This is a genomic window from Mesorhizobium sp. WSM1497 (genome assembly GCF_001672455.2).
In the GTDB taxonomy this organism is placed as follows: domain Bacteria; phylum Pseudomonadota; class Alphaproteobacteria; order Rhizobiales; family Rhizobiaceae; genus Mesorhizobium; species Mesorhizobium ciceri.
This window is the reverse complement of record NZ_CP021071.1, coordinates 346432-358867: the sequence shown is the minus strand read 5'-3', so window position 1 is coordinate 358867 and position 12436 is coordinate 346432. Positions and strand designations below refer to the sequence as shown.

The following is a 12436-nucleotide window of genomic DNA, read 5'->3' as shown; positions in this document are numbered from 1 at the left end:
CGGTCAGCAATGAGGCATTGAGGACAGGATATGGCTTTCGAGTCGGGGCAGCGAATGCGCTTTCGCCGACCGGAGACAGGATTTCAGGCAAAGGTCGAACGGCTGAGATGGCGGCTGCGGAAATCCCCAATCTGACCGACAGCGCCCGGGCGGTGCTGCGCCTGCTTGCCTCGCACGGGCCGGTGACGCGGCCAAAGCTCGGCGCCATGCTCGACCTGTCGAAGCCTACCATGTCGGCGGCGGTGTCGGAGCTGAGCGCGCTCGGCCTCGTCGCCTCGCGTGGGATTGAGCGCGGCGCCATTGGCCGCACGGCGACGATCTACGGCATCGGTCCAGGTGCCGGCTACGCGATCGGCATCGATGTCGGCGCCGCCCAGGTGCGCGCCGTCGCCTATTCGATGGATGCGCAGAAGCTGGCGTCGGTGGAAGAACCGATCCCGGAAACGATAGCCGGCGATGCCGACGCGGTCGGCGCCGTCGTGCTGTCGGTCGCTCGTGCCACAATGGCCAAGGTGGCCAAGAGTTTTCGCGCGCTGCGCGCCATTGCGGTGGCGGTGCCGCGCATCGTCTCCAATGATCGTTTCGACCGGCCCGGGGGGCCGTCCGCCGTGCTTGGCCTGCTGCGGCGCAGCATCGAGGTGCCGATCGTCCTGGAAAACAACGTCAACTGCGCGGCCATTGGCGAGATGCATTTTGGTGCCGCGCAAGGCCACCAGACCTTCGCCTTTCTGCAGGTCGGCGTGCGGGTTGGCCTCGGCTTCATCACCGAGGGGCGTTTGTTTCGCGGCGCCGGTGGTGCGGCCGGCGAAATCGGCCGCATGCCGTTTCCATGGTCGGCCAGCGAGACGCCCTATCGTGAAGGGCTCGAACATTATCTCGGCTCTCGGGCGCTAATAGAGCGCTGCCGTGTCGACTGGCCCGCTGGGGAAGGCGCGCCGCCCGACTCGGCCAAGGATCTGTTCGCGCGTGCTCTGGAGGGCTCAGCACCGGCGGTGGCGGCTGTCGCGCGCCATGCCGCCGATATCGGCAGGCTGGCCGCTGGCTGTATCGGCATACTCGACCCTGGCCTGATCGTGCTTGGCGGCGGTGTCGGCAGAAACCCGCTGATGACGGAAAACGTCGAGCGTGTCGCGGCAGAGCTTGCGTGGCCGACACGGATCGCCGTCAGTTCCCTGGGGGACGACGGGACCGCGCTGGGTGCCGTGAAGCTGGCGGTTGATTACACTCTCGGGCTGATGCTGCGCGAAGGGCGCCACCCGGCTGTGGTGCTGCCCCCAACGTCAAACGTGGAGCCTTAGAGGTGGTGTATCGTGGAGCACAATACCTCGTCGTCACTGAGCATTGCTGGCGCTCATCGCGCCAAAGAAGCGCCTGACGGACGAGAGAGACTGGGCCATATGGATTTCGTTTCTTGCGGTGTTCGGGAACGTGCTTTCGCTCGGCCCTGCGCTCGTTTGGCGCGCCCACGTACTGCGACGAGACTTTTTTCCTTCGCCTGAAGATCCTGCATCGCTCGTTCTAGGTGGTCGTATAAAGGAAGCCATTCCCTCGCCTTGGTCACTAGGCGCGACGATGATCTCCGCAACGCGGTCGAGCGCTCGCTCGATGCGCTCCTCCTCATGAGAAATTTCAATGGGATATATGCTATTTGCACGATCGAGTGGGCATCCAGTTCCAGGCTCGAAGGCGGACGGCAGCTTTGCGCCCCATCTCAGTCGTAAAGTTGCATTTTTCAATTGCCCGGAAGCAGACACTTTCTTCAAGGCCCTTCGACGGGTTGGATAGGCTGGACTCACCGGGATCTAGACCAGGCGAAGTTTATCTCGAGCGATCTGCCAAGCCGATTCGACATGTCGCCGTGCCGCCGCTTCCGCCTCATCGGGCTTGCGCGACCTTATCGCGTTCATGATCTCGTTCATCTCGCTGATCGCAGGCTCGCGGCGGTTCTCCGAAAGAATGGTCATCGAACGAAGCTGATTGATTCGGACATTCAGCCCGCTGACGATTTCCCAGGCGACACGCTTGTCGGCGGCCTCGAACAGCGCCTCGTAGAATTTCGTCGTCGCCCGCATCACTGCCGGCGGCGTCGCCGACGCCCATGCCTCGAACAAGTCCGCCAGCGCGCGTTCGAGCGTTGCCAGTTGCTCGCCGGTGGCCGACAGGGCGCAGGCGCGTGCCGCAATGCCTTCAAGCAGTGCCCTCAACTCATAGATCTCGTCGGTGCGGCCGAGATCCGGCCTGGCTACGGCCGGCCCGTGCCCAGGGATCATCTGCACGAGCCCCTCGGCCTCCAGTTGCCGCAGCACCTCGCGCACGACGGAACGGCTGACGCCAAGCTGGTCGCAAAGCGGCCGCTCGACCAACCTTTCGCCAGGCTGGAAGTGGAAATCCATGATGGCTTCGCGCATGCGCTCCAGCGCCAGCGTTCTCAAGGTCTTGGCGCTGCGGTCGATGCGAAGGGTGTCGTCTGGCATGTCTTGGCTCCTGCACCGCCACGAAAACAGATTCCATGCCCGGTTGACAAGGTACTTGGTGCTCCATAGCATGGTATACCATAAGATGATACAGGGATCGGACGGTCCCTGGCATCGCCGACCCGAGGATTCCATGCAGCCTGCCATCCGCAAGATCGTGACTTATACCGAGAACACGCTGATCGAAGGCGGCAAGGCTGCACCGCGGCCGCTGCGCCTGATCGGCGTCGCCGCGGTGCTGACGAACCCTTGGGCGGGACGCGGCTTCACCGACGATCTGTCGCCCGAGATCCGCGACTGTGCGCCTGTGCTCGGAGAGACCCTATCCCGCGAGATCATTGCCATCGCCGGTTCCGGCGACGCGATCGAGGGTTATGGCAAGGCAGCCATTTGCGGCACGTCTGGCGAGATCGAGCATGCCTCGGCGCTGATCCACACGCTGCATTTTGGCAATCATTATCGCCGCGCCGTCGGCGCCAAGACCTATCTTGCCTTCACCAATCTGCGCGGCGGGCCGAACACGCCGATCATGATCCCACTGATGGACAAGAATGACGAAGGACGGCGCTCGCATTACCTGACCGTGCATTTCCAGATCGGCGATGCGCCGGCGCCGGACGAACTGGTGGTGGCGCTTGGTGCGTCGATCGGCGGTCGCCCGCATCATCGTATCGGCGATCGCTATCAGGACCTCAAGGAGCTTGGGGACGTGCATGGCTGACGCTTCCACCTGGGCGCGACAGGGCACAACGTTCGATGGCACCTGCTTCATCCGTGCCGGCGCTGGCACGCCGGTGCTGTTCATCCACGGCGTCGGCATGAACGCCGCGATCTGGCAGCCGCAGTTCGAACGCATGGCCGACAGCTTCGACGTCATCGCGATCGACATGCTCGGCCACGGCCAGTCGCCACTGCCGCCGCAGCACCCGGAACTGGCCGACTACGCCGACCAGGCCATTCGCCTGCTCGACCATCTTGGCCTCGACCGGGTGTCCGTCGTCGGCCATTCGATGGGTGCGCTCGTTGCCCAGGAGTTGGCCCTGCGCGCACCGGAGCGCGTCCGCCGCATCGTTTCCCTGAATGCCGTGTTCCGGCGGCCACCTGAACTGGCCGAAGCCGTTCGCCAGCGCGCGGTGGCGCTCAACGGGCGCAGCGATACGGCCGGCACGGCACAGACCATTGCGCGCTGGTTCGGCGATCCGGTGCCGACCGAGCTGGAGGCGGCAGCGCGGAACACGGCATCCGCACTGAGCGCGGTCGACCCGGAAGGCTATGCCCGCACCTACCGCCTGTTCGCTCGTGCCGACGGCGATCATGCCGACCGCCTGCCGACGCTGGCCGTACCGGCCCTGTTCATGACCGGCTCCGAGGACAGGAACTCTTCGCCGGCAATGTCGGCCGCGATGGCACGGCTGGCGCCGCATGGCCGCTGCACGGTGCTGCCGGGCGAGAAGCACATGATGGCGGTCGCGGCGGCGGACCTCACCACGCGCCATATCGTTGACTTCCTCGCGGAGGACGAAGCGATCGAACGAAGCGGCACTGCTGAGGCGAATACCGGGTTCGACAGCGGCGAGTTCCGCCGTGCGCTGGGATCCTTCCTCACCGGCGTCACCATCGTCACCACCATCGGGCCAGAAGGCGAGCCGCGCGGCTTCACCGCCAACTCGTTCACCTCAGTGTCGCTCGATCCGCCCCTGGTGCTGGTCTGCATCGCCCACAAGGCCTTAGGCCATCCTGTCTTCGCGACATCGAAAAGCTTCGCCATCAACATCCTCAACGAGGGCCAGAAGGCAGCGTCCGGCATCTTCGCCTCGAAAGCCGCCGACAAGTTCGCCGCCGTAGCATGGCGGCCGGGAAGGACCGGCAGTCCCGTTTTGGACGGCTCCGTCGCGTCCTTTGACTGCGACATGGAGCGGCTGGTCGAGGCCGGTGATCATTCGATCCTCATCGGCCGCGTCCGCGATTTCGAGCACAATTCCGCGCAGCCGCTCGGCTATTGCCGCGGCGCCTATGTTGCACCCGGCCTCAGCCAGGACGCGCTGGCCGCCACCCAGCCCGGCACCGATGTCGGCGCCATCCTCGAAAATGGTGGCCGGATCCTGTTCGTGGAAACGACGGACGGTTTTGAACTGCCGCGCGGCCGAGGGTTGGGTTCGGCAGGCGATGGCAATAGTCTGCGTGGACTGCTTGCGGCAAAGGCCATCGAGGCCCAGCTCGGTTTCCTGTTCGCCGTCTGGGACGACGCCGGACCTGTTTCGCGCACGCATGTCTACTATCGCGGCACGTTCGACGTGCCCGCTTCCAGCGATCGCGGCATTCGGCTCATCGAGATCGACGCGATCGAAGGATTGAAGATCGCCGATCCGGCGATCCGCTCGATGCTCACGCGCTATATCAGGGAATGCTCGGTAGATGCATTCGGCGTCTATGTCGGCAACGATGTCGAAGGCGAGGTCCGGCCGCTCGCCAGACCCAGCGCTTCCACCGTCAATACAGGTGCCCACGGATGAAATTCTCGCTCTTCGTGCATATGGAACGGTCGGATCTGGCCAAGCCGCATTCCGAGCTTGTGACCGAGCTCGAAGAACTGGTCCTGATGGCCGAACAGGCATGCTTCGAGACCGCCTGGATCGGCGAGCATCACGGCATGGAATTCACCATCTCGCCCAATCCCTTCATCAACATCGCCTATCTCGCCGCCAAGACCAGCCGTATCCGCCTCGGCACCGGAACCGTGATTGCGCCCTTCTGGCACCCGATCAAGCTTGCCGGCGAAGCGGCGATGGCTGACGTCATCAGCGGTGGCCGGCTGGACATCGGCATCGCGCGCGGCGCCTACAGCTATGAATATCAGCGCATCTTCCCAGGTCTTGACGCCTGGGGCGCCGGCCAGCGCATGCGCGAGATCATACCGGCGATCCGCGGCCTATGGGACGGCGACTTCGAACTCTCCGGCGAGTTCTGGCAATTCCCCGCCACCACCTCCTCGCCCAAGCCGCTGCAGAAACCCTACCCGCCGATCTGGGTGGCGGCCCGTGACCCGAACTCGCACGATTTCGCCGTCGCCAACGGATGCAAGGTCCAGGTAACGCCGCTGGCTTCCGGCGATGACGAGGTGACGAGCCTGATGCAGCGCTTCAACGCCGCCTGCGCCGCGCATCCCGAGATCGAACGACCGGAAATCATGCTTTTGATGCACACCTTCGTTGCCGACGACGCGGCTGACGCAGATCGCCTGACGCAGGACCTGTCGACTTTCTATTGCCAGTTCGGCGCCTGGTTCCAGAACAAGAAACCAGTGCATCAAGGCATATTGGAGCCGCTGACGCCGGACGAGATCGCGGCCATGCCGCAATACACGCCCGACAAGATCAGGCAGAACCTGGTGATCGGCGAGGCCGATGAGGTCATCGCCCGGCTGAAGACCTATGAGGCACTCGGCTACGACCAGTATTCGATCTGGATCGACAGCGGGCTTTCGCACGAGCACAAGAAAAAATCGCTGCAACTGTTCATCGACCGGGTGATGCCGGCCTTCCTTTGATCGCGAGCCCATGACCGACGCCCCCTTCAGGAACTTCATCGACGGCCGCTTCGACGAACCGTCCGCTACTTTCGACAGCGTCGACCCGTCGACCGGGGCGGCCTGGGCCAGGATGCCGGCGGCGAGCGAAGCCGATGTCGACCGCGCCGTCGAGGCGGCGCACCGCGCCCTGCGTTCCGGCCCATGGCGTAGGATGACCGCGACGGCGCGTGGAAAGCTGCTGGTCAAGCTGGGCGACCTCGTCGCCGCCAATGCTGGGCGACTTGCCGAGCTCGAGACCCGCGATACAGGCAAGATCATCCGCGAGACCCGCGCCCAGATCGCCTATGTCGGCGACTACTACCGCTATTATGGCGGGCTTGCCGATAAGCACGAAGGCGCGCATGTGCCGATCGACAAGCCGGATCTCGACGTCACCATCCGCCGCGAACCGATCGGTGTCGTTGCCGCGGTGGTTCCGTGGAATTCGCAGCTCTTCCTCTCGGCCGTCAAGCTCGGTCCGGCGCTCGCCGCCGGCTGCACCATCGTGCTCAAGGCCTCCGAGGATGGCCCGGGGCCGCTGCTCGCTTTTGCCGAACTGGTTCATGAGGCTGGCTTTCCCCCAGGCGTCGTCAACATCCTCACCGGTTTGGGCCATGATTGCGGCCGGCGCCTGACCAGCCATCCGCTGGTTTCGCGAGTCGCCTTCACCGGCGGTCCCTCGACGGCGCGCGCCATCGTCAGGAACACGGCGGAGAACCTTGCGTACACCACTCTGGAACTCGGCGGCAAAAGCCCGGTCGTCGTCTTTGCCGACGCCGATCTCGACAGCGCCGCCAATGCAGTGGTCGCCGGCATTTTTGCCGCGACCGGCCAGAGCTGCGTCGCCGGCTCGCGGCTGCTGGTCGAGCGTTCGGTCAAGGATGAATTCCTCGCCCGCCTGAAGCGCAAGGCCGAGGCGATCCGCATCGGCGATCCGCAGGATCCGGCGACCGAAATGGGTCCGCTCGCCACGCTGCGTCAGCGCGACTGGATCGAGAAAGTTGTCGCGGAAAGCGTCGCCGGGGGCGGCACGCTGGTCACCGGCGGCACAAGGCCAGCCGGCAGCGGCTTCTACTATGCGCCGACCATCATCGATGCCGGCGCCAGCGACCTGCCTTGCGTGCGCGAGGAACTGTTCGGGCCAGTGCTCAGCGTGCTTGCCTTCGACACCGAAGCGCAGGCGCTGGCGCTCGCCAACGACACGCCCTTCGGCCTCGCTTCAGGCGTGTTCACCAGCAATCTCGCTAGGGCGCACCGCATGGCGCGCGACATCCGTGCCGGAGTCGTCTGGGTCAACACCTATCGCGTCGTATCGCCGCTCGTTCCCTTCGGCGGCTACGGCCTGTCGGGGCTCGGCCGGGAGGGTGGGCTCGACACCATCAGAGATTACACACGCTCGAAATCCGTCTGGATCAACACCTCGGACGAGCCGATCCCCGATCCCTTCGTCATGCGCTGAGAACCGCGGGACGCAGGTGCACTGAGAAAAACAAGAACAGACCAACAGAGGAGAATGACATGAAACTGATTTTGACCGGCCTGCTGGCCGGGCTACTCACGGCAACCGCCGCCAAGGCCGATGAGATGGCGTTCACCAGCTGGGGCGGCACCACGCAGGAAGCGCAGACCAAATCCTGGGCAGCCCCCTTCGAAGCCAGCTCCGGCATCAAGGTGCTGCAGGACGGACCGACCGACTATGGCAAGCTCAAGGCCATGGTCGACGCCGGCAATGTCACCTGGGATGTCGTCGACGTGGAAATGGATTTCGCCATAAAGGCCGCCAAGGACGGGCTGCTGGAGCCGATCGACTATGCGGTCGTGCCCAAGGCCGATCTTGACCCGCGTTTCAGCAATGAGCATGCCGTCGGCAGCTTCTACTACTCCTTCGTGCTCGCCTGGAACAAGGGCGCCGTCTCGGGCGAACCGACCGGCTGGGCCGACATGTTCGACACCAAGAAGTTTCCCGGAAAGCGGACCTTCTACAAATGGTCGGCGCCGGGCGTCATCGAGATCGCTTTGCTGGCCGACGGCGTGCCGGCGCACAAGCTTTATCCGCTTGATCTCGACCGTGCCTTCAAGAAACTCGACACCATCAAATCCGATATCGTCTGGTGGGGCGGCGGCGCTGAATCACAGCAGCTGATTGCCTCCGGCGAGGCTGCCTTCGGTCAGTTGTGGAACGGGCGTGTCTTCGCCCTCCAGCAGGATGGCACCGACGTCGGCGTCGCCTGGAAGCAGAACCTCACCGCCGCCGACGTGCTCGTCGTGCCGAAGGGCGCCAAGAACAAGGACAGCGCGATGAAGTTCCTCGCCGCCGCCACCAGCCCGACCGGCCAGGCGAAATTCGCCGAGGCAAGCGGCTATGCGCCCATCAACACCAAGGCCAAGGCGGAGATGCCCGCCGATGCCGTCAAGGCCCTGCCTGATGCCCATGTCGACGGCCAGATCAACCTCGACATGAACTACTGGGCCGAGCATCGCGACGAGATCGCCGCGCGCTGGTATGCCTGGCAGACCAAGTAACACCGTTGCAGACCGACGGGGCGCAGCTTGCGCGCCCCGTTTTGAGACAGGACCGCTCGATGCAGGGAAGTTCTTTCAGACGCAGCTCGGTTGCCGGCCTGCCAGCCGGCAGCGGCAGCGCCTTGCCGGCCCTGCTTCTGGTTGGCCTGTTCTTCATCGTGCCGGTGGTTGCCCTGCTGCTGCGCAGCGTCACCGATCCCGAACCCGGCTTGCAGAACTACGCGGCGCTGTTCGGCAGCGACACCTATGTGCGGGTGTTCCTCAACACCTTCCTGGTCGCATCGGTCGTCACAGCCGTCACCATCCTGGTGGCTTTCCCTGTTGCCTGGATGCTGGCGATCATGCCGCCGGCCCCGGGCTCGATCGTCTTCGGCATCATCATTCTGTCGATGTGGACGAACCTTCTCACCCGCACCTATGCGTGGATGGTGCTGCTGCAACGCACCGGCGTCATCAACAGGGCGCTGATGGGGTTGGGCATCATCCATGAGCCGCTGCCGCTCATCAACAACCTCGCCGGGGTCACCATCGGCATGGTGTACATCATGCTGCCCTTCATGATCCTGCCGCTGGTCGGCACTTTACGCGCCATCGACCCTATGACGCTGCGCGCGGCCGCCCTTTGCGGCGCAAGCCCGTCCGAGGCCTTCCGCCGCATCCTTTTGCCGCTGTCGCTTCCCGGCATCGCCGCCGGAGGGCTGATGGTCTTCGTCATGTCGCTTGGCTACTTCGTCACGCCTGCCCTGCTTGGCGGCACATCGAACATGATGCTGGCCGAGATGATCGCCCAGACGGTGCAGTCGCTGCTCAACTGGGGGCTTGGAAGTGCGGCCGCCTTCGTCCTGCTTGTCGTCACCATGGCGCTCTACGCGATCCAGCTTCGCCTGGTCGGCGCCAGGCGCGCCGGCGGAGGGCTCTGACATGCTGCTCGACTATGACCGGCTCGGATGGCTGCGCGTGGCACTTGTCGGCTTCACGGCGGCAGTGGCGGCTTTCCTGTTGCTGCCGGTGGTCTTCATCGTGCTCCTGTCGTTCGGCTCGTCGCGCTGGCTCGCCTTCCCGCCGCCCGGCTGGACGCTGAAATGGTACCAGCAGTTGCTGGCTGATCCGACCTGGATCGATGCCGCGCTGACCAGTGTCCGGATTGCCGCCATGGCCGCCATCCTCGCCGTCGTCATCGGCCTGTTCGCCTCCTTCAGCCTGGTCAGGGGTGAGTTTCGCGGACGCCAGGTCCTGCGCGGCTTGCTGTTGATGCCGATGGTGCTGCCAGTCGTCGTGTTCGCCATCGCCATCTACGCCTTCTTCCTGCGCATCGGCCTTGCCGGCACCACGGTCGGCTTCGTCATCGCCCACACCATCCTGGCGCTGCCTTTCGCCATTATCCCGATCACTGCGGCGCTAGAGGGTTTCGACAAATCCATCGAGGACGCGGCCATAGTCTGCGGCGCCAGCCCGCTGCAGGCACGGTTGAGGATCACCTTGCCGTCGATCAGGATCGGCATCTTCTCCGCGGCGATCTTCTCTTTCCTGGCCTCATGGGACGAGGTCGTGGTGGCGATCTTCATGGCAAGCCCGACCTTGCAGACCTTGCCGGTCAAGATCTGGGGCAGCTTGCGCGCCGACCTCAGCCCGGTCATCGCCGCCGCCTCCAGCCTGCTTGTCGGCCTGACCTTGTGCCTGATGATCGTGACCGCACTCCTTCGCAGGAAAATGTCAAGATGACCCGGCCATTCCTGTCCATACGCGCGGTGAGAAAGACGTTCGGCGCCTTCGTCGCCGTCCACGACGTCACCATCGATGTGCCCAAGGGGGAGTTCCTGACGTTCCTTGGCCCGTCGGGTTCCGGTAAGTCGACGACACTCTACGCCATCGCCGGTTTCCAGGATCCGAGCTCGGGCGATGTGCTCCTGGAGGACAGGTCGCTGCTTTCGGTGCCGTCGCACAAGCGCAACATCGGCATGGTCTTCCAGCGCTACACGCTATTTCCGCATCTGAGTGTCGCCGAGAATGTCGCCTTTCCGCTGCGCGTGCGCCGCCGACCGGATGGCGAGATCAAGCGCAAGGTCGCCGACATGCTGGCGCTGGTGCGCCTCGAAAACTTCGCCGACCGCCATCCGGGCGCGCTGTCGGGCGGCCAGCAGCAGCGCGTGGCGCTTGCCCGCGCGCTCGCCTACGACCCGCCGATCCTGCTGATGGACGAGCCGCTGTCGGCGCTCGACAAGAAGCTGCGCCAGGAGATCCAGGCCGAGATCCGCCGCATCCACCGCGAGACCGGCGTCACCATCCTCTATGTCACGCACGACCAGGAGGAGGCGCTGCATCTTTCGGATCGCATCGCTCTGTTCAGGGAAGGCCGCATCGAACAGATCGGTACTGGCGAGGATCTTTACCTCCGGCCGGCGAGCGAGTTCGTCGCCGGCTTCATCGGCAACTCGAATTTCCTGCCGGCTGAGCATTTGCAAACCGCAGATGGCGCATCGACGATCCGCCTGGCCGGCGGCTCGATCGTGACCGGCGTCAAGGCGACAACGTCGTTCGGCCAAGGCCAGAACGTCCGGCTGATGGTGCGCCCGGAAGCCTTCCGCTTGACGCCTACGCCGACAAGCGTGGCACTCGCCGTCGAGATCGTCGATACCGCCTTCTTCGGCGACCGACGGCGGGTCGTGGCACGCACGGCCGGCGGAGATGAGATCGACGTCAGGCCAACCTCTGACGCAGAGGTGGGCGATGGCACCGCCACATCAGGTCAGCGCATCTTTTTCGATCCCGCTTCGGCGTTCCTGTTCCCGGCCTGATGGCCGGGATTGCGCATGTCAAAGCGATTCCAAAAGAAAGTCCGCTTGTGAAAATGCGCGCTTAGAAGAGCTGTCAGTCCGCTTCAAGCCCCTTATCTGCCAAACAAAGTTGCTTACGGCCTAGCGAGAGGGTCAGACGCCTCTGGCTGGAAAGCTGTTCGGTTGCCATCGCACGCCTGCTGGTCTGCAGTCCCTTAACACCCCGCCGACCAGTGTCCCTGGCCTGCGCGTTATGCATGCGGCACCTCTACCCCGAGCGCGTGCGGTGGCCGCTCTTGCTGCGATCGGCCGAGGCGTTTATGCAGGTGGAGGATCGCCGCGAACAGCTGGACGTCGTGAGACGCCGCGACTGCATCGTCGCTCAGCTCGCGCATTTGCTCAAGGACCAGGGCGCACGCGCGACCTCGGAGCTGAGCAGCGTCAACCTACATCTGGTCGAGGATGACATTGGCGTCTTGCATACCTGACTATAATCAGGTTACGGAACATTGTGTGCAAAAAACGCACAAGAAAGTTCTGCTTCTCTTCTTTTTTCGTTCCTACGAGGGAGCCGCCGGTAGCCCTTTCGGACGCTCTTCTGCCGACGATATTGACCGCCCCAATGCGAATGTTCGCCGGTGTATTCGTAAACCTCATTGTCCGCAGCGCCGTTCAGTCTGCTTGATTTTCCTAGAAGCTTTTCGAACTTTCTGTCTTGCGGCTCCCGTCGAGATGCGGGCCCTTCTCGAGGAGGTCGGGGTGTTTTGGATCCGCTGTGGTGCAACCTTGATCCAAGCATTTATGGGGGTTCGAGTCGGTAGACCGCTACATCGCAACACCCACTATCGACCAGGCGTTCTTTTGCTATCGGCGGAATGCGGCTTAAATAGTCGAAATTCCATTTTGAGGAAGAGGCTGGCCGATGTCCTCCGAAGGCAGAGGGTCACGACTGCCTTTGCGGCTGACTTCCCTTCTGCTGGCGTTTCTAGGAGCAGTCCATTCCTGCTTCGCATGGCAGGGTGCCTTGCTCGAACCGCGTTTGCGAGTTGTCCGTCATGTTCCCCCCATCCCTCAACCAAACGGCGTTTGCGTATCTA

General features: G+C 63.9%; 11 protein-coding genes. 10 read left to right on the top strand and 1 reads right to left on the bottom strand.

What is annotated here, in order from left to right:
* Positions 1-107: 107 nt before the first annotated feature.
* The gene (locus A9K65_RS34115; protein WP_064994965.1) at positions 108-1298 is read left to right on the top strand and encodes an ROK family transcriptional regulator; all 1191 of its coding nucleotides are present in this window, start codon (positions 108-110) and stop codon (positions 1296-1298) included.
* Positions 1299-1802: 504 nt separating this feature from the next.
* On the opposite strand, the gene A9K65_RS34110 is transcribed toward A9K65_RS34115, so the two are convergent.
* Complete coding sequence (locus tag A9K65_RS34110; RefSeq protein ID WP_064994964.1) at positions 1803-2474, bottom strand: GntR family transcriptional regulator; 672 nt, start codon at positions 2472-2474, stop codon at positions 1803-1805.
* 133 nt (positions 2475-2607) lie between these two features.
* Here A9K65_RS34110 and A9K65_RS34105 point away from each other — a divergent pair, with 133 nt between their 5' ends.
* From A9K65_RS34105 to A9K65_RS34065, 9 genes are all read left to right on the top strand, one after another.
* A complete protein-coding gene (locus A9K65_RS34105) occupies positions 2608-3195 on the top strand; it encodes an amino acid synthesis family protein (RefSeq protein ID WP_027161992.1) in 588 nt (195 codons plus the stop codon).
* Positions 3188-4987, top strand: coding sequence for an alpha/beta fold hydrolase (locus A9K65_RS36600; protein WP_064994963.1), 1800 nt, complete (start codon positions 3188-3190; stop codon positions 4985-4987). The genes A9K65_RS34105 and A9K65_RS36600 overlap by 8 nt, the downstream gene beginning before the upstream one ends.
* Complete coding sequence (locus tag A9K65_RS34095) at positions 4984-6021, top strand: LLM class flavin-dependent oxidoreductase (RefSeq protein WP_064994962.1); 1038 nt, start codon at positions 4984-4986, stop codon at positions 6019-6021. The genes A9K65_RS36600 and A9K65_RS34095 overlap by 4 nt, the downstream gene beginning before the upstream one ends.
* A 10-nt stretch (positions 6022-6031) precedes the next feature.
* Positions 6032-7501: an aldehyde dehydrogenase gene (locus A9K65_RS34090; protein WP_064994961.1), complete on the top strand. Its 1470-nt coding sequence runs from the start codon at positions 6032-6034 to the stop codon at positions 7499-7501.
* Positions 7502-7560: 59 nt separating this feature from the next.
* Entirely contained in the window at positions 7561-8565 is a 1005-nt protein-coding gene (locus tag A9K65_RS34085; RefSeq protein ID WP_064994960.1) for an ABC transporter substrate-binding protein, read from the top strand.
* Positions 8566-8624: 59 nt separating this feature from the next.
* Positions 8625-9485: an ABC transporter permease gene (locus A9K65_RS34080; RefSeq protein ID WP_027161996.1), complete on the top strand. Its 861-nt coding sequence runs from the start codon at positions 8625-8627 to the stop codon at positions 9483-9485.
* 1 nt (position 9486) lies between these two features.
* Positions 9487-10287, top strand: a complete 801-nt coding sequence (locus A9K65_RS34075; protein WP_064994959.1) for an ABC transporter permease — start codon at positions 9487-9489, stop codon at positions 10285-10287.
* Entirely contained in the window at positions 10284-11360 is a 1077-nt protein-coding gene (locus A9K65_RS34070) for an ABC transporter ATP-binding protein (RefSeq protein ID WP_013525219.1), read from the top strand. The genes A9K65_RS34075 and A9K65_RS34070 overlap by 4 nt, the downstream gene beginning before the upstream one ends.
* Positions 11361-11596: 236 nt before the next feature.
* Positions 11597-11827 (top strand): hypothetical protein, encoded by a 231-nt coding sequence (locus tag A9K65_RS34065; RefSeq protein WP_027161998.1) that lies wholly within the window; start codon positions 11597-11599, stop codon positions 11825-11827.
* The last annotated feature ends 609 nt before the right edge of the window (positions 11828-12436 follow it).